We start from the raw sequence: 17329 nt of genomic DNA, 5'->3' as shown, positions 1-17329 counted from the left end.
CGGCCGGGAAGTGCACAAGATCGGCGTCACGGATCGGGGGTTCGGCATGCGCGCGGGCACCGTCCGTCGTGCTGAACTACGCGCCACTGACCACGGTGCTGATGAAGCCCGGCCGCGCCACCGACGGCAACGATGCTCTTCCGGCTGCTGCTGGACACCTACGACAGGCTTCGTCGAGCACGCGGGCGCGCACCCGGGCGCCGTACTCCTCGCCGGGCGGGACGGCGGCGGGTGATCGGGCTGACCATCGGCCCGAAGCGCAGCCGCGACGTCGTGGTGGCGATCGCGGCCAGGGTGATCCACGGATCCGCCACCGCGGTCACCGGCTCACGCCAGCGGAGGTGGTCCCACACGAAGACGCCGTGCCAGCCCGCATCCTCGGCTTCGGCGGCGAGGCGGGCGACGAGCGCCGGGTCGGCCAGTTCGCCGAACAGCGGGAGCCAGAGCGCGTGCTGTGGGGTCATAGCGGTGACGTTATGAGCCGGAGCTCATCGTGAAAAGCAATGAAAACTGCTCAACTCGATAAGTTCTGCCGATGCTCGCTGCGGTAGCGGAACTCGCGCAGGGCAATCGTTCCGGCGCGGGCTTCGACGCCGATCATGCGACCGGTGAACCCGGCCGCGACCTCGGTGGAGAGGTAGCGGCCGTCGAACGCGCCGAGGACCCGGTCTTCCTCGCCGAGCACCGACAGCTCGAGGAGGTCCGGCTCGTCGGCTTCGTGCAGCGGGCCGGACGGATCCGGCCGGAGCGCCCGGATCCGCAGCGACACGACCGGCCCCGCCGCCACCTCGGTGACGGCCTGCACGACCGGGCCGATCGCCAGCGTGGCCGCCACCTTGGCGCCGTCGGCGATCAGGCCGTACCAGTGGCGGTCGTCGAGGCGGACCACGAACGCGGCCGTGCCGCGGGATACGTCGAGGCTGGCCACCGCCGTCCAGTACTCGTCGAGGGCGCGGGTCAGCAGGGGGCGTCCCGTCGTGAGGACCAGCTCGCCCGGTCGGGCCCGGCGGGTGAAGGTCTCGGGCCCGGCACCCGGGGCCACCCAGCGCGGGTGCGGCTCGGCGAAGTCGTCCGTGAAGCTGTTGTCCGCCGGCGGGACCGGGTACCGGTCCTCGGCCACGACCGGCCAGCCGTCGACCCAGTCCACCCCGGCCAGGAAGGTTTCCCGGCCGTTGACGTGGAACTGCGGGGTCTTCCCGCGCGGCCGGACGCCCAGGTACACCATCGCCCAGCTGCCGTCGGCGCACTCGACCAGATCGGCGTGCCCGGTGTTCTGCACCGGGTGGGTGCTGCTGCGGTGGGTCAGGATCGGGTTCGCGGGCGCCGGTTCGTACGGGCCCTCCAGTGCGCGGGCGCGCGCGACGGTGACGGCGTGGCCGCGTTCGGTGCCGCCTTCGGCGAGCAGCAGGTACCACCAGCCGTCGACGCGGTAGAGGTGCGGGCCTTCCGGCGCGGCCATGCCCGTGCCGTTCCACAGCAGCCGTGGCTCGCCGAGCATCGCGCCCGTCCCGGGGTCGATCGGGACGCTCGCGATGCCCGGCAGGTCCGGCCGGAAGGACGCCCAGGTGAGGTGGCAGACGCCGGCGTCGTCCCAGCAGAGGTCGGGGTCGATGCCGTCGGTGCCGGGCACGTGCACCGGGTCGGACCACGGGCCGGCCGGGTCCGCCGCCGTCACGATCAGGTGGCCGCGGCCTTCGAGGATGTTCGTGGTGATCAGGTGGAAGCGGCCGTCGTGGTGCCGCAACGTCGGCGCGAAGATGCCGGTGTTCGCGGCGCCTTCGCTCGGCGGCAGCTGGCCGGGCCGGGTCAGCGCGTGGCCGATGAGCTCCCACGAGACGAGGTCGGTGCTGCGCCGGATCGGGACACCCGGCACGTACTCGAAGCTGGAGTTCGCCAGGTAGTACGTGTCGCCGACCCGGCAGATCGACGGGTCGGGGTGGAAGCCCGGCACGATCGGGACCGTCATCGTGTCTCCCTAAGGTTGCCCGCCGCCGTCCGCGGCGGGCACCCCGCGGGGATCAGGCGGTGCAGGTCTTGTTGCGGTTGATGCAGTTGACGACCTGGTTCATGATGCTCTGCGACATCACGTTCGCGAAGTCGTCGTGGTCGGACAGGGGATTGTGCTTTTCGGACGGGAACGAGTCCACTTTGTACTGCTTCTTGACCTGGATGTCGTGCGGGATGTCGTAGACCAGCGTGGTCCGCAGCTGCGGCACCGCCGTGAACCCGGCGGCGCAGCGGCCGTTCCGGTCCGGGAACACGATGTGCGTGCGGTGGTTGGCGCTGTCGGTGTTCTTGCCGTCCCAGCAGCTCGGGAAGTCGTGGATCCGCTCCACCTTGCTGCCTTCGGGGCAGATCGGGTACTTGTCGGTCAGCCGGTTCTCGAAGCCGGTGCAGGTCCACGCGGCCCGGGTGTTCTTCGTGCCGTTGATCGACGGCTTGGCGTCACCGGACAGGGCGCGCAGGAACTTCGGCATCGCGACGACCTTGCCGGCCGCGCTGCCGCGGAAGGTGATGCCGACCTTGGCCGGGCGCTGGATCCGGCCGTCGTTCTCCGGCAGCTCGTTGTTCGCGTCCGGGCCGGGCAGCGGCGGCGTCGCCGTGGCGCCACCGTTGTTGCCGTTGTTGCCGCCCTGGCCGAGGCTGCAGGGAGCGAGGGCGTCGAAGCCCTGGGGTTTGGCGGCGGTGCGGCCGATGGCGATGGCCATCCGGTCGATGGTGGCGACGCGCTTGTCCTTGAGCGGGCCGAGGATGGCGTTCTGGACGAAGTTGGGGCCGCCTTGGCCCTGGGTGCTGACCAGCCGCTGGTTCGCCTCCTGGAGCTGCGTGTTCAGCAGCTGGAGGTTGCGGTCCACTTCGGCCTTGGCCGACGCCGGGACGGCGGGCAGCTTGCTCGCGACGTCCGGGCAGGTGATCTGCTGGGCCGCGCCGCCGGGGGCGCCGCCGCCGTTGCTCGCGGGGTTGCCGCCGGTGCCGGCCTGTTCCTTGAGCGTGCAGGGGGCGAGGGCGTCGAGGCCCTGCGGTTTGGCGGCGGTGCGGCCGATGGCGATGGCCATCCGGTCGATGGTGGCGACGCGCTTGTCCTTGAGCGGGCCGAGGATGGCGTTTTGGACGAAGTTGGGGCCGCCCTGGCCGCGCGTGCTGATCAGCCGCTTGTTGGCCTCGTCGATCTGGGTGTCGAGCAGGTCGAGGTTGCGGTTGACCTCGGCCATCGCCGAGTCGGGGACGTCCGGGAGCCGGCTGGCCACGTCCGGGCAGGTGATCACCGGGGAGGCGGCGGCCTGGGCCGCCTGGTCGCGGTCGCCGTCCGGGGACTTCGCGGGCGGGTTCTTCTCTTCGTCACCGGTGTCGATGCGGACAACCGGCCAGAAGTAGGCGGATTTGTCGCCGTTTTTGCAGGTGGTTCCGGCGGCTTCGAGGCTCTTGTTGTTCGAGTCCGCGTTCGACGAGAGGTTGCCGACGTAGTCGTGCAGGTGCTGGGCACCGTTGCGGACGCCGGGCTGCGCGACGAAGTTGTCCGGGTTGAAGTGCTGGTTTTCGTTGCGGCCGCAGTCGACGGTGAAGGTGCCGGTGGACGCGCCGCGCGAGTTCGCGGGCTCGAAGTTGTTCGGCTTCACCTTCAGGATGTCGATGTAGAGCGCCGGGTCGGCTTCGTCGGCGCTGGCCTGGTCGGACGCGCCGAAGGTGGTCGCCGCCGTGATGCCGCCGGCGGCCACGGCCAGGGCCATGACGCCGGTGGCGATCTTGGTTCGTCGGGAGATGCGGTGCTTTCCCGCGGTTCCGGGCATGCAGGGGCTCCAGGGGGTTCAAAGGGAAGAGATTCCACTGGCCCGACACCAGTGGAGCGGTTCTCTGTTAGCGATAACAATGTCCACCTCGTGAAGAGTCGACGGATTCTTTCCGGGCGACTCAACGGGGGGCGGGCACGGCGTAATCGTGACCCGTGCGCGTCCCGTTGTCCAGTGCTTTGTCGCGTGAGGAAAGAGATCGGAAATGTGGTGAACCGCCGTGAACCCGCAGCCGTGTACCCCGGTGAAGCGTGGAGTGCGGGCCTCAGTCGTCCAGCATGGTCAGGGTCGGCGTCTCGCCTGGTCCGACGGGGAAGTAGGCGAGGAACGTGACGCCGTCGCCTTCGGGGTCGAACCGGGCGATGCGCGCCGATTCGGGCTCGTGGAAGACGTCGCCCGGAGTGAGCACGGTTTCGGGTTCCCCTTCGATCTGGTAAACGGCCGAGCCCGTTTCGATGCTGCCGAACACCGGTCCGTTGTGGACGTGCGGGCCGAGGTGTTCGCCCGGCGCGATGGTGATCCGGCGGATTTCGACGTGATCGATCACGCGGGGCGCCGCCAGCTGCTGGTCCACCAGCAGGGTGCGGGTGAAGGCCGGGACGGCGGCGGGCTCGCCATCGCCGGCCGGGTCCCCCAGTTCGGTCGGGGTGCCGTCGGCGGGGAGCTCCTCGATCGCCAGGTGGGTCATCGGCGTCGTGTCGGTGGCGCCGTGCCAGTGCCACTCGCCGGCGGCGACGCGGACCGTGTCGCCCGGCCGGATCAGCTGGGCCGGGCCGCCGCGGCGCTGGACGTACCCGGTGCCTTCGGTGACGACGAGGACCTGGCCGAGCGGGTGCCGGTGCCAGCGGGTGCGGGCGCCGGGGGCGAACTGGACGCGGTCGACCCGGGTGCGGGACGGGCCTTCGGGGACCGCGAGCGAGGTGATCCAGGCGCTGCCGGTGACGGCCTCGGCGGGGGCGGCGGTGCTGGTGGCCGGAACGCGGCGGACGTGCATGACGGGTCTCCTCGGGTCAGTGGGCGGTGAGCAGCGCGAGCACGCCGGAAACGGCCTGGTCGAACGGCTCGGGGGAGCCGGCGGCGCGGGCGAGCACGTACCCGCCCTGCAGGACGGCGACGATCGTGGCGGCCAGGGCCGCGGTGTCCAGGGAGGCGGACAGCTCACCCGCTTCCCGGCCTTCGTCGAGGACTTCGGCCAGCCGGATGCGCACGCGGGTCAGCGTCTCGTCGACCGGGGCGCGCAGCTCCGGGTCGGCGATGATGTCGGGGTCCTGGGTGAGCCGGCCGATCGGGCAGCCCTTGAGCACTTCGCGCTCGCGCCGCAGGTACGCGGTGATGCGCTCGACGGCGGTGCCGGGCGTGCGCAGCTGCTCGTCGGCGGCGGCCAGCAGTTCTTCCGCGCTGCGCCGCACGGCGGCCAGCGCGAGGTCCTTCTTGCCAGCGAAGTGGTGGTACATGCTGCCCTGGCCGGCGCCCGCGCGCTGCTGGATGGCCTTGGGGCTGGTGCCGACGTAGCCGCGTTCCCACAGCAGCTCGCGGGCGCTCTCGACGAGTTCGTCCCGGGTTCCCATGGGCGCTGACTGTACATACTAGTAGGTACAGAATCAACGCTGTCACACTTCTCCGCCGGGCGGTGTCTTGAGGCTGGACACGCTCGAGAGGAGAACGTCGTGGACTTGGCCCTGTGGATCGCGGCCGGCCTGCTGGCCGTCGTGGCGCTGACCGGAGGCGCCGGCAAAGTGTTCGTGCGCAGGGAGAAACTGGCGGCCGCGCCGGGCGGGGAATGGACCGCCGACGCCGCTCCCGGCTTCGTCAAGAGCCTCGGCGCGCTGGAACTGCTCGCCGCACTCGGCCTGGTCCTGCCCGCGGTGACCGGTATCGCGCCGGTGCTGGTGCCGGTGACCGCCGCCTGCTGGGTGCTGCTGATGGTGGGTGCGATGATCACCCACGTCCGCCACGGCAGTGCCGGGTTCGCCGTGCTGAACCTGGCCTACCTGGCCGTGGCGGCGTTCGTGGCCTGGGGCCGGTTTCCGGCATGAGGGGAGGAGACGGGATGACCGAGGCGTTCGTCGCCCACCGGAACCTGTTGTTCACGGTGGCCTACGAGATGCTCGGCTCGGCGGCCGACGCGGAGGACGTCCTCCAGGAGACGTGGCTGCGCTGGGCCGAGGTCGACCTGTCGGAGGTGCGTGACGAGCGCGCGTACCTGGTCCGGATCACGACCCGGCTTTCGCTCAACCGGCTGCGCACGATGCAGCGCCGCAAGGAGGCGTACGTCGGGCCGTGGCTGCCGGAGCCGCTGCTGACGACGCCGGACGTGGCCGAGGACGTCGAACTCGCGGAAAGCGTGTCGATGGCGTTGATGCTGGTCCTGGAGACGCTCTCGCCGACCGAACGCGCGGTGTTCGTGCTGCGTGAGGTGTTCGACGTCGGCTACGCCGAGATCGCGGAGGCGGTGGGGAAGACCCCGGCGGCGGTCCGGCAGATCGCTCATCGCGCCCGGCAGCACGTCGACGCGCGACGTCCGCGGGAGGTGGTTTCGGCCCAGGAGACCCGGGCGGTGCTGGAGTCGTTCCAGCGGGCTCTGGAGGGCCGTGACCTGCAGGGGCTGCTGGACTTGCTGGCGCCGGACGTGGTGCTGCTGAGCGACGGCGGCGGCGTGAAGCAGGCGGCCCTGCGCCCGGTGTCGGGAGCGGACAAGGTGGGCCGCTTCATCGTGGGCGGGATCGGCAAGACGGAGATCGAAGTGACCGGCGTGCCGATGACCGTGAACGGCAACCCGGGCCTGGCACTGCACGTGGACGGCGCGTTCGACGGCGTCATGGCGGTCCGCGTCGAGGGCGGCCGGATCAGCGGGCTGTACTTCGTCCGGAACCCGGAGAAGCTGACGCGGGTGGCGTCGGAGACGCCGTTGACCCTGCGCTGAGGGATCCACTGAGCACGGGAGCCGGCGGCGTGCTTCCCCGCACACCGCCGGTTCCGCTTCACCCCAGCCGCTTGTTCCAGTCCTCGAACGCGTTCACCAGGTCCTCCGGCGCCCCGGTGTCCCGCAGGCGGCGGACTTCCGCCTCGATGTAGGCCCGGTACAACGGCACCAGCCCCGCCGCCAGCTCCGGCTCCACCTCGGCCGGGTCCAGCGGGTGACCCGCGCGCACCTGCCGCGCCAGCCGGACCAGTGACGCGGCCGGAGCGTCGGCCGAGCTCAAGTACCACTCGATCGCTTCGTCGTTGTTCGCCGCGCGGCCCGTCGGCGTCGTTCCCGAGTAGCGGAACCTGACCGGGAACAACACCGCCTTCGTGAACCAGACCTTGTCCACCAGCAGCCGCTTCGGCGTGCGGAACTCGGCCGTCACCTCGTCGGTGGCCAGCACCGCGATCGCGAAGCGCGCGCTTTCCAGCAACAGCTCCGCCGCCGACGGGCGGGCGACCTCCGCGCGGACGTCGTCACCCAGCAGCACCCGGCCGTCGTCGGCCAGCTGCAGGCGGTCCAGCGCCGGGAAGCGGCCGTCGTCGCGGCCTTCGCGCAACGCCGGCAAGGACGCCCAGAACACCGACAGCTTGCGGTGCAACGGGCTTCGCTCCTGCAGCTCCTTCGTCGTGTTCTCGACCAGCGAGCCGCTGTCGCTCTCGGTGAGCACCAGGGCCAGGTCGATGTCGCTCGCGGCCGCGGAGTAACCGCCGTAGGCCAAACTGCCCAGCAGGTAGGCGCCGATCAGGCGCTCTCCCAACGCTTCCCGGTACGCTCCGGCGGCCTCGAGCGCGATTTCCCGGGCGGCGTCGGCCGGTTCGGTGGTCGTCACGCCGCCACCGTATCGCGCCGAGCGCACTCCGCGATGCGGTCGGACACCACGCCGATCACCTGCCACGCCCGGTCCAGCACGGTGATCGCCGCTTCCGGCGTCCAGTCGGTGCGCCGCCGCAGCACTTCGTAGCCCATCTCGAGGTGCTCGACGTCCGCTTCGTCGTGCAGCTCGAAGTATTCGTCGTCGGGGAACGCCTTCGTGCCCGCCTGGCTGAACACGAGGCTGCCGGCCTCGAGGGCCAGGTGCGCCAGGACCGCGCGCTGCACGCCGGGCAGGATCGCGAACTGGTCGACGAACCAGGACGCGCCCATCTCGATCACCGGGTCCCAGACGAGCTCCCGGTCGTCGGCGCGGCTGCGGGCCAGGATCTTGTCGTGCCCGACCTCTTCGGCCTGGTGCTCGCACGCGAGCGCGCGCAGCTCCGGGTCGCTCTCGAAGGTCACGCGGGCGCTGATCATCCGCTGGAAGGCGTTCGACCACGGCTGGAGGTAGGTGAGCACCGCCTTCTTCGTCTCGGCCGGGGTGCTCTCGTCGGTCAGCAGCCGGATCAGGTCCGACCCCTCGTACTCCCGCTGCCGCTGCTCGTTGTGGCGGGCCACGCGCTCGACGTCCTGCTCGGTCACGATCTGCTCCTCAAGGTCGGTCTATCCGAGGTCGACGGGCGAAAGGGGGGAGGGCGGCGGCCGGTCGAAGACCGGGAAGCGGAAGTAGGTGGTCACGTCGCCGGCCCGGCCCGCCGCGCGGAAGCTCACCAGTTCCAGCACACCCCGGCTGCCGCTCAGCGGCCCGGGCGCCAGCGCGGCGGCGAGCGTGCGGAACCGCCCGGGGTCCACGCCCTGGTCGTGCAGCAACGCGGCCGTGCGCTCCACGGCTTCGCGGTCGTCGGGCACCAGGGCGGGCAGCCGCAGGTACGTGGTGGACTCCGCGGCGCGGTCCACACCGGACCGGAAGGCCAGGCAGCTCAACGCCGCCTCCCCGGCGCCCTCGCCGTCGCCGGCCAGCGTCCGGTAAGCGCTCTGTGCGCGGCCGGAGTCGTGGTGCAGGGCCACCGAAGCGACCCGCTCGACTTCGGCGAGGCCCGCGTCGTGGTTGCGGTAGTAGATCTTGACCCGGGCCTGGGCGTCGTCGGTCAGGTCGACGGCGAAGAACTCGATCTCGCGGTCGCCTTCGACAGTTTCGACACGGCGGCGCGTGTCGGCCCAGGCTTCGCCGAGACCGAGCTGGGCCATGGCTTCGGCCACCGCGGCCTCGCGTTGCGCGTGGGGCCACGAGTACAGGCCGAAATACGTCTTGTGCACCAAGCCGGACGGTGGCCGCCAGGCGATCGAATGCCACAGCGGGGCCGGCGACGGGCGGCCCGCGCGCGGGGTGAACGTCTCGCGCACGTGGTCGAGGCGCCGGGTCCGGAAAACGCTGTCACCAGGCCAGACCACCTCGTGGCCGAGGCTGTCGAACAGCACGCGCAGCTCCGGCCGGTCGCCGGACCAGTTGACCGACATCTCGGCCGGGAACCCGTCGTCCGCCACATAGGACGGCTGGACGGGGGACGGCCCGATCCGCTCGTGCGCCCACGGCGGCAGCAGCGACCGCAACATCCGGGTGGTCCGGACGGACTGCTCCACGGGGACGTCGAGCGCTTCGCAGGCGGTGGACCACAACCCGCACAGGAAGTCGCCGAAGAGACGACCCTGCGCCGGATAGTTTTCCCTTATATATTCAGGAAACTCCGGCGCGCGACTCGTCACGAGCGGATGCTATCAGTTGGATGCTTGCTCAACTAAAAGGCTGCACCCGGGTGGTCCAGTCAATTGCGCCATGTGGGTACGCCGGTGCCCGCCGCGGCCACGGAGGGCCACAACGGACACCGGCGTTGTCCAGTCAGGACAAGACCGGACAACGCGCAGGTCTCAGACCCGCGCGGGCACCACGGTCATCGCGTGCTTGACGAGCCGGATCAGCGCGAGCTTGCTGGAGTCACGGTCGCGTGCGTCACACATGACGATCGGCACACGGTCCGGGACCACCAGCGCCTCGCGGATCTCGTCGGCGGTGTAGCGGGGTGCGTTGTCGAAGCAGTTCACCGCGACGACGAACGGGATCTTCCGGCGCTCGAAGAAGTCGATCGCGGCGAAGCTGGTCTCCAGCCGCCGGGTGTCGACCAGCACGACCGTCCCGATCGCCCCGCGGGCCAGGTCGTCCCACATGAACCAGAAGCGCGCCTGGCCCGGCGTCCCGAACAGGTACAGCACGTGCCGCGGCGAGATGGTGATCCGGCCGAAGTCCAGCGCGACCGTCGTGGTCGTCTTCCGCTCGACGCCGGACAGGTCGTCGACGCCGGCGCTCGCCTCGGTGAGCACCTCTTCGGTGGTCAGCGGGGGGATCTCGCTGACCGAACCGACCATCGTGGTCTTCCCCGCGCCGAAACCGCCCGCGACGATGATCTTGACCGGCGTGGGGACCATGTCCGCCCCTGTGCCGTCAGTACTTGATGAGGCCATCGAGAACCGCCTGGAGTGTTTCGAGGTCCGGCGACTGCGCCGGGTTATGGGTGGGCGACCGCGTGATGACGAGGCCGCGTTCGATCAGGTCGCCGACGAGCACCCGCACGACCCCGAGCGGGATCTTGACGTAGACGGCGATCTCGGCGACGGACACCGGGTGGCGGCACAGCTGCACGATCGCCACGTGCTCCGGGCCCAGCCCGGCCGGTTCCTGCTCCGACCGCAGGGTCATCACCTGCGTGGACAGGTCCAGCCGCGCAGCGCCGGCCGGGGTCCGGCCGCTGGTGATCGTGTACGGCCGGACCAGTGGTCCGGCGGCTTCGTCGTACCAGCCGTCTTCGGCACTCATGTGGCCTCCCGCAGCACCGACGCCGCTTCTCGCGGCGCGGACGCCATGTAGTCACCGACGCGCTTGACGAGCCGGCTCATCTCGTAGGCGATCATTTCGACGTCGACGTTGTCCGCCGCCAGCACGGCGAGGCAGGCACCTTGACCGGCCGCGGAGACGAACAGGTAACCGCGTTCCATCTCGATCATGTTCTGCAGCACCGGACCGCGGTTGAACTGCTTGCTCACCCCCTTGGCCAGGCTCTGCAGGCTGGAGGCGATGGCCGAAAGCTGGTCCGAGTCGTCCTTGCTCATCCCGGCCGACTTGCCGATCAGCAGCCCGTCGGCGGACAGCACGATGGCGTTCTGCGCGCCGACCACGCGGTTCACCATGTCGTCGAGCAGCCAGTTGAGATCGGGTTTGGGGCTCCCGTACTCGTTCATTCGACTTCAGACCCTGACTTTCCTTTGTGGACTTTCCGGTGTGTGGTCGGGGATTACGCGTCGTCCGGTCCGCCGCGCCCGCGGCGGGTGCCCTTGTGGAACGCCGCGAGCGTGCGCGCGGTGCCTTCGCCCGGGGCCACGACCTCGTCCTGGCTGTCGTCGGGTTCGTTCTCGAGCTGGGCGACGAGGTTCTGCTGCGGCTCCCGCCGGGGCAGCCGGGGCCGGTTGTCGGTCGGCTGCACGTCCGTTGCCGGGGTGATGGCCGCCGGCTCCGGCGGCGCCGCCGGCACCGAGGGGAGGGCGTCGGGCGGGGTGAGGGCGCGTGCCGGGTACGGCCTCGGTTTGGTGTCTCGCTTCATCGGGATCTGACCGCTGAACGAGCTGGGTGTGTCCATCGTGCGGAGCGGGCTTTCTTCTGCCTGCGGCGCCGGCGCGCCCACCGGGGCGAGGACCGCGGTGTCCTCCGCGGGGGTGGACCCGGGGCCGCCGTCCTCGCCGGCCAGGTGCTGGGTGGGGATCAGGACGGTGGCGCGCAGCCCGCCGTAGCGGGACGGGTCGAAGGTGACGGTGATGCCGAGCCGGGCCGCCAGCCGCGCGACCACGAACAGGCCGAGGCTGGAGTCCGCGCGCAGCGCCATCGCGTCGAACTCGGGGGCTTCGGCCATCATCGCGTTCGCCCACTCGCGGACGCCGTCCTTCATGCCGAGCCCCTGGTCCGACACGTCGACGACGACACCGCGCGCGACCATCCGGCTGGTCACCTCGACCGGCGAGCCGGGCGGCGAGAACGACGTCGCGTTGTCGACCAGCTCGGCGACGAGGTGGATCGTGTCGGCCACCGCGGCGCCGACGATCGAGACGTCGGGCACCTGCTCGACCTGGACCCGCGCGTACTGCTCGGTTTCCGAAACCGCGGCGCGCAGGACCTCCATCAGCGGCACCGGCTTGCGCCAGCGGCGGCCGGGCTGCTTGCCGCCGAGGATGATCAGGTTCTCGGTGGTGCGGCGGGCGCGGGCGGCGAGGTGGTCGAGCTGGAACAGCGACGCCAGCTGCGTCGAATCCTCTTCGCGGGCTTCCATCTCGTCGAGGATCTGCAGCTGCTGGTGGACGAGGACCTGGTTGCGGTGCGCGATGCCGAGGAACACGTTGTGCACGCCGCTGCGGGCCTTGGCCTCGCTCGCCGCGGCGTTGACCGCGGTCAGCTGGGCGACGTTGAACGCCTCGGCCACCTGCCCGATCTCGTCGCGGCCGTGGTCGAGCCGGGGGAGCTCGTCCTTCAGGTCGACCGGTTCGCCGCTCTTCAGCCGCTCCACGATGTCCGGCAGCCGGTTGCGGGCGAGGTCGAGGGAGTCGTTGCGCAGCCGGGCGAGGCGCGTCATCAGGGCGCGGTCGACGAGCGAGCGGGACACCCGCACCGCGACGATGATCGCCGCCAGCGAGGCGAGCAGGGCGACGATGGAGCCGATGATGACGTTGCGCAGCTGGGCGTCACCGGCGTCGATCGCGGCGGCCGAAACCTTGTCGGCCTGGGTGATCGCCAGGTCGTTCAGGCCCTGGGCGACCTGGGTCGTCGCGTGCTCCCAGTCCGTTTCGGACACCGGCACGGACTTCTGCTCGCCCGCCGACCAAGGGCCGTGCTTGACGAGCGCCTCCTCGGCCGTCGCCAGCTGCCGCCACGCCGTCCCGGTGGCCAGCGCCTGGTACTTCTGGCGGACGCTCGGGTCGAGGAACGGCTCGATCTGCGCCAGCTGCGTCCGGTAGAGGCCGGACAGCCGCGCGAACTGGGCGAAGTCGTCGGGGGCGAAGGTCCCGGCGGAGAAGGCGGTCGAGACCAGCGACGTCTCGCGCGACATCATGTCACCCGCGCGGAACACCGACGTCGCCGTGATGCCGCCGGTCGCGGCTTCGGCGTCGGGGACGATCCGGGCCTGGGTGTCGAAGAGGTTGGACGCGGTGTCCATCACGCCGTTGTAGTAGGTGTTGACCTGGGCGCGGTCGATGCTGCGGAAGCTGATCTGCGAGCGCAGCACCGGCAGCTGGTCGAACTGCGACTTCAGCGCGTTCACCTTGGACGCGATCTCGTCCGGCGCGTTGGAGATGGTCGCGGCGAACGCGTCCTTCAGCTCGGAAAGCTTGGCGTCGGTGGCCTTCTGCTGCTGCTGGAGCCGGGCCGGGCCGAGCGCCGGGTCGTCGAGGTACTGCAGCGCGGTCTGGCGTTCCTTCTGGAACTCGGCCAGCGCGGTGGCGGCGGGGATCGACACCTCGCGCACGGAAGCGGCGACGAGGCGGACGTAAACGCCATTGAAGAGGAAGTAGGACGAGACCGCGATCCACAGCACCAGCAGCGTCACACTGGGAATGAGAACGGTCCTGGTCAGCCTTTTGCGGATCGACTTGTCGTACGGCTTGTCCGACTCGTCCCTGGGGTCTTTGTTCAGCACGGCGGTTCACGAACTCCTGAGTGACGGTCGGCGAGGAAAGGGGACCCGGACGAGGAAGCGGACACGACGATGGGACACAGCGGCCGCCGTCACCCGTCTTCGCCTCACCCTCCGTGTTGCCGCGGAATCGATCAGGGTCCGTTTTTTACCACGAACCCCTGACACCCGGTGGGTGCGACCCGGCTTCCGGACACTCGTCCGGTCTGCGGCGAACGGTGTTTACTTTCTGTTCGGAGACGATTACCGCCATTTGCTCTGGTAGCAGGCCTGGGACACATTTCGACGGCTTGTCCACTGGGCCGAACGGGTGAAAGTCGCGCCTGCCGGTTCGCCGCGCGCGGCCGGCGACGGTTGCAGTGAATGACTCATTCCAGGCATCCGGCGCCAGGAATGAGTCATTCACTGCGGCCCCGGTGTCCTCTGCGACCGGCTCCTTGACAGAGAAGCGGAACTTGTCGAATCAGCTTTACAACCGTTACTCTCCTGTCAACTCAGCCGCCAAGGAGGGTGTGATGAGCGAAGCGACCGGGACCCTGCCCGCCGGTTCCACCGAGCTCTGGCGTGACCGCAAGCGCTACCTCTGGCTGATCGGCCTCGTCGTGCCCTCCCTGGCGTTCCTCGCCATCGGGTTGCACGCCGCCACCGGGTGGGGTGGCTGGTTCTGGATCGGGCCGGTGGTGATCCTGGTGATCGTGCCGGCCATCGACCTGGTCGCCGGGCTGGACCGGAGCAATCCGCCCGACGACGTCATCGCGCGGCTGGAGAACGACCGCTACTACCGCTGGATCACCTTCGCCTTCCTGCCCGTCCAGTACCTCGGCTTCGCGGCGGCGTTCTGGCTGATCGCGCGGGGCGAGCTCACCGTGGCCGACAAGATCGGGCTCGCCGTGTCGATCGGGTGCGTCGGCGGGATCGGCATCAACACCGCGCACGAACTGGGCCACAAGAAGGAGAGCCACGAACGCTGGCTGTCGAAGATCGCGCTGGCGCAGAGCTGGTACGGCCACTTCTACATCGAGCACAACCGCGGCCACCACGTCCGCGTGGCGACCCCGGAGGACCCGGCGAGCAGCCGCGTCGGCGAAAGCTTCTACCGCTTCTGGCCGCGGACGGTCTTCGGTTCGCTGAAGTCGGCGTGGCGGCTGGAGCGCAAGCGCTACGCCCGGCGCGACCGCCACCCGTACCGGCTCGGCAACGACGTGCTGAACGCCTGGCTGATGTCCGCGGTGCTGTGGGCGGCGACGGTCGCCTGGCTCGGCGTGGAGATCCTGCCCTACCTGGTGCTCCAGGCCGTCGTCGGGTTTTCGCTGCTGGAGGTGGTCAACTACATGGAGCACTACGGCATGCTGCGGCAGCGGGTCGGCGTGCCCGGGCGGCGCCGGTACGAGCGCGTCGACCCGAGCCACAGCTGGAACTCCAACAACATCGCCACGAACGTCCTGCTCTACCACCTGCAGCGGCACAGCGACCACCACGCCAACCCGACGCGGCGATACCAGACCTTGCGCGACTTCGCCGAATCGCCGGTGCTGCCCGCCGGGTACGCCGGGATGATCGTGCTGGCGCTCGTGCCGCCGCTGTGGCGCCGGGTGATGGACCCGCGCGTGCTCGCCCACTACGGCGGGGACATCTCGCGCGCCAACATCCAGCCCGCCCGGCGCGAGAAGGTCCTGGCCCGCTACGGAACCCGCGTCACGGCGGCCGCCCCCGAGGCCGCCGACACCCGCGGCGACGCCACCGAAGGCGGCATGTGCCCCGGCTGCGGGTACGTCTACGACGAACAGCGCGGCGACCCGCGGGAGGGCTTCCCGGCCGGCACGCCGTGGACGGCGATCCCGGATTCCTGGTGCTGCCCGGACTGCGGAGTGCGTGAGAAGGTCGACTTCGTCGCACCGGGGCGGGTGGGCCCGGCCTAGAATGCGGATCATGAGCAGGGCGGTTCCGGTGCCGGCGGAAGGTGGTCAGCACCGGCAGCCGATCATCGCCGCGGCGATCGAGCTGACCGCGCGGTCCGGCTGGCAGGCGGTGACGATGGCCCGGCTGGCCGAGCTGGCCGGCGTCAGCCGCCAGACCGTGTACAACGAGATCGGCTCCAAGGCCGCGCTGGCCGAAGCGATGGTCGCGCACGAGCTCGGCCGGTTCCTCTCGGTCGTCGGCGCCGCCTTCGACCGCCACCCGGACGACCTGGTCGAGGCGATCTACGACGCCGTCCGCGGGGTCCTCGAACTCGCCGACGACAACACACTGCTGCGCGCCATCGCCTCCGCGACCCACGGCACGGCCCCCGAGCTCCTGCCGCTGCTGACCACCGATTCCGGAGAGCTGCTCGGCCGGGCGAAGGCGGTGGTGGCCGCGCGGGTGGCGAGCTACCGGCCGCCGCTGACCGCCGAGCAGGTGGACGTGGTGATCGACCTGGTCGTCCGGACGGTGCTGAGCCACGTCATGCAGCCATCGGAAACCCCGGCCCGCACGGCCGACGGCGTGGCGTGGGTGGTCGCACGGGTTCTCGGGGCGACGGCGAACCCCCCGCTGCGGCACACCTAGGTGTGGAAGGTCTTCCGGGGCACCACCGCAATGCCCCGCTGCCGGATGCGCGCCTGTTCTGCGATGCGGACAGTCGCTTGTGGACCTACCTAATCGAGTGATGACATGTGTTCGAATCTCGGTAGCTTGGAGGTATGAACAGCGACGCGACTCTGTGTTCCTCCGAGGCGGTGGCTCTGGCCGACCGCATTGGTGAGTTCGTCGCGTGCATGCGGTCGGCTGAAGCCGGACTCGGTGCGCTGCTGGTGGAGATCGAGCAGCGCGGAGTGATGGAGGTGTTCGGGTATCGCTCTGTTGCCCGGCTGCTGGAACACCTCGCCGACATTCCCAAGGCTGCTGCTGAACGGTTGGTGAAGCGCGCCCGCTTGCTGAACCCTGGCCGCAACCTCGATGGCAGTCCGATCCCTGCTTTGGCGCCTGCAACCGGTGCTGCTGCCCTGGCTGGGCAGTTGAGCAATCCGATGATCGATGTGATCACCGGTGTGCTCGCCGATGTTCCTGTGGAACACCGGGAAAGCGCCGAGACCCACCTTGTTACTTTTGCTGCCGAGGCCGGACACAAGCAAGTCGCTGCTTTGGGAGCACGGATTCTGGCCCACGTGAACCCCGGCGGTCAGGAGCCTGTCGACACCGAACCGGTGGCGCCGACCCGGGAGTTGTTCCTGCGGCGCAAGCGATCCGGGGTCTGGGACTTGCGTGGCAGGTTCGATGACGAGACCGGTACCCGAGCCAGTGCGTTGTTGGATGTTCTGGCCGAGCGCCGGACCGGTGATGAGGGTCCCGATCTCCGGACACTGCCCCAGCGCTACGGGGATGCCTTCTCCGACGCGGTCGACCTGGCTTTGAACTCTCCGGATTTGCCGATGCAGGCCGGGGAACGCGCCCACGTCATGGTCGCGGTCTCCCTCGATCACCTGAAGACCGGAGTCGGGACCGCGACGCTCGGCGACACAGGCACCCTCTCGGCCGCTGAAGCTCGGGTGCATGCCTGCGACGCCATGATCATCCCCGCAGTCCTGGGCGCGAAGAGCGAACCTCTCAACCTCGGCCGCCTGCGCCGCCTGATCTCCGCCGGGTTGCGGCGGGCGTTGTTCCTGCGGGACCGGGGCTGCGCATTCCCGGGCTGCCATCGGCCACCCCGGCACTGCCAAGGTCACCACATCCGCCACTGGGCCGACGGCGGCCCCACCAACCTGAACAATCTGGTCTTGATGTGCGCCCACCACCACCGCTTGCTGCACCGCTCGGGCTGGGAAGTCCGCATAGCCGCCGACGGCCTCCCCGAGTTCCTCCCACCGGAGTTCATCGACCGTCGCCGAAAACCTCGGCGCAACAACCTCCACGAGCCGCTGCCCTTCGCAGCGTGAACATCGGAACGGCCCGCAGCCACACGGCTACGGGCCCACACCCATCCCCGTTGGGGGTCCGCCGCCGGAACTACCCCGGAAACCGCCGCCCACGCCCCGTACCCGGTTGGCACGGCG

General features: G+C 70.2%; 17 protein-coding genes. 5 read left to right on the top strand and 12 right to left on the bottom strand.

From position 1 onward, the window contains the following. Positions 1-158: 158 nt before the first annotated feature. The 5 genes from IE317_RS29775 to IE317_RS29755 form a co-directional block, all read right to left on the bottom strand. Positions 159-464, bottom strand: a complete 306-nt coding sequence (locus IE317_RS29775) for an LLM class flavin-dependent oxidoreductase (protein WP_229902994.1) — start codon at positions 462-464, stop codon at positions 159-161. A 50-nt stretch (positions 465-514) separates the two neighbouring features. Next, positions 515-1966, bottom strand: coding sequence for a glycoside hydrolase family 43 protein (locus IE317_RS29770; protein WP_191314666.1), 1452 nt, complete (start codon positions 1964-1966; stop codon positions 515-517). Between the two features lie 52 nt (positions 1967-2018). Continuing rightward, positions 2019-3788, bottom strand: a complete 1770-nt coding sequence (locus IE317_RS29765; protein ID WP_191314665.1) for a DUF1996 domain-containing protein — start codon at positions 3786-3788, stop codon at positions 2019-2021. Positions 3789-4053: 265 nt separating this feature from the next. Beyond that, positions 4054-4782: a cupin domain-containing protein gene (locus tag IE317_RS29760; RefSeq protein WP_191314664.1), complete on the bottom strand. Its 729-nt coding sequence runs from the start codon at positions 4780-4782 to the stop codon at positions 4054-4056. 16 nt (positions 4783-4798) lie between these two features. Beyond that, positions 4799-5356 carry a TetR/AcrR family transcriptional regulator gene (locus tag IE317_RS29755; protein WP_191314663.1) on the bottom strand — a complete coding sequence of 186 codons (558 nt, stop codon included), beginning with the start codon at positions 5354-5356 and terminating at the stop codon, positions 4799-4801. A gap of 99 nt (positions 5357-5455) precedes the next feature. Between IE317_RS29755 and IE317_RS29750 the strand changes: the two genes are divergently transcribed. Both IE317_RS29750 and IE317_RS29745 read left to right on the top strand, forming a co-directional pair. Then, positions 5456-5824 (top strand): DoxX family protein, encoded by a 369-nt coding sequence (locus tag IE317_RS29750; protein ID WP_191314662.1) that lies wholly within the window; start codon positions 5456-5458, stop codon positions 5822-5824. Between the two features lie 14 nt (positions 5825-5838). After that, the gene (locus IE317_RS29745; RefSeq protein WP_191314661.1) at positions 5839-6711 is read left to right on the top strand and encodes an RNA polymerase sigma-70 factor; all 873 of its coding nucleotides are present in this window, start codon (positions 5839-5841) and stop codon (positions 6709-6711) included. A 58-nt stretch (positions 6712-6769) separates the two neighbouring features. On the opposite strand, the gene IE317_RS29740 is transcribed toward IE317_RS29745, so the two are convergent. From IE317_RS29740 to IE317_RS29710, 7 genes are all read right to left on the bottom strand, one after another. After that, positions 6770-7585: a hypothetical protein gene (locus IE317_RS29740; RefSeq protein ID WP_191314660.1), complete on the bottom strand. Its 816-nt coding sequence runs from the start codon at positions 7583-7585 to the stop codon at positions 6770-6772. Further along, positions 7582-8211 carry a hypothetical protein gene (locus tag IE317_RS29735; RefSeq protein WP_191314659.1) on the bottom strand — a complete coding sequence of 210 codons (630 nt, stop codon included), beginning with the start codon at positions 8209-8211 and terminating at the stop codon, positions 7582-7584. Before IE317_RS29735 ends, IE317_RS29740 begins: the two co-directional genes overlap by 4 nt. A 21-nt stretch (positions 8212-8232) precedes the next feature. Beyond that, positions 8233-9333, bottom strand: a complete 1101-nt coding sequence (locus IE317_RS29730; protein ID WP_229902993.1) for a hypothetical protein — start codon at positions 9331-9333, stop codon at positions 8233-8235. Positions 9334-9495: 162 nt separating this feature from the next. Next, positions 9496-10050, bottom strand: coding sequence for a GTP-binding protein (locus IE317_RS29725; protein ID WP_103348102.1), 555 nt, complete (start codon positions 10048-10050; stop codon positions 9496-9498). A gap of 16 nt (positions 10051-10066) precedes the next feature. Next, positions 10067-10438, bottom strand: a complete 372-nt coding sequence (locus IE317_RS29720; protein WP_191314658.1) for a DUF742 domain-containing protein — start codon at positions 10436-10438, stop codon at positions 10067-10069. Continuing rightward, a complete protein-coding gene (locus IE317_RS29715) occupies positions 10435-10860 on the bottom strand; it encodes a roadblock/LC7 domain-containing protein (RefSeq protein ID WP_013228184.1) in 426 nt (141 codons plus the stop codon). The genes IE317_RS29720 and IE317_RS29715 overlap by 4 nt, the downstream gene beginning before the upstream one ends. A gap of 53 nt (positions 10861-10913) precedes the next feature. Beyond that, positions 10914-13301: a sensor histidine kinase gene (locus IE317_RS29710; protein WP_191314657.1), complete on the bottom strand. Its 2388-nt coding sequence runs from the start codon at positions 13299-13301 to the stop codon at positions 10914-10916. A gap of 512 nt (positions 13302-13813) precedes the next feature. Between IE317_RS29710 and IE317_RS29705 the strand changes: the two genes are divergently transcribed. From IE317_RS29705 to IE317_RS29695, 3 genes are all read left to right on the top strand, one after another. Continuing rightward, positions 13814-15217, top strand: coding sequence for a fatty acid desaturase (locus tag IE317_RS29705; protein ID WP_191314656.1), 1404 nt, complete (start codon positions 13814-13816; stop codon positions 15215-15217). Between the two features lies 1 nt (position 15218). Beyond that, positions 15219-15845, top strand: a complete 627-nt coding sequence (locus IE317_RS29700; protein ID WP_191314655.1) for a TetR/AcrR family transcriptional regulator — start codon at positions 15219-15221, stop codon at positions 15843-15845. A gap of 134 nt (positions 15846-15979) precedes the next feature. Then, entirely contained in the window at positions 15980-17212 is a 1233-nt protein-coding gene (locus IE317_RS29695) for an HNH endonuclease signature motif containing protein (protein WP_191314654.1), read from the top strand. Positions 17213-17329 lie beyond the last annotated feature (117 nt).

It is taken from the genome of Amycolatopsis bullii, assembly GCF_014654205.1.
GTDB lineage: Bacteria > Actinomycetota > Actinomycetes > Mycobacteriales > Pseudonocardiaceae > Amycolatopsis > Amycolatopsis plumensis.
Note: the sequence above shows the minus strand (reverse complement) of the source record. Positions and strands in the feature narration are given on the sequence as shown.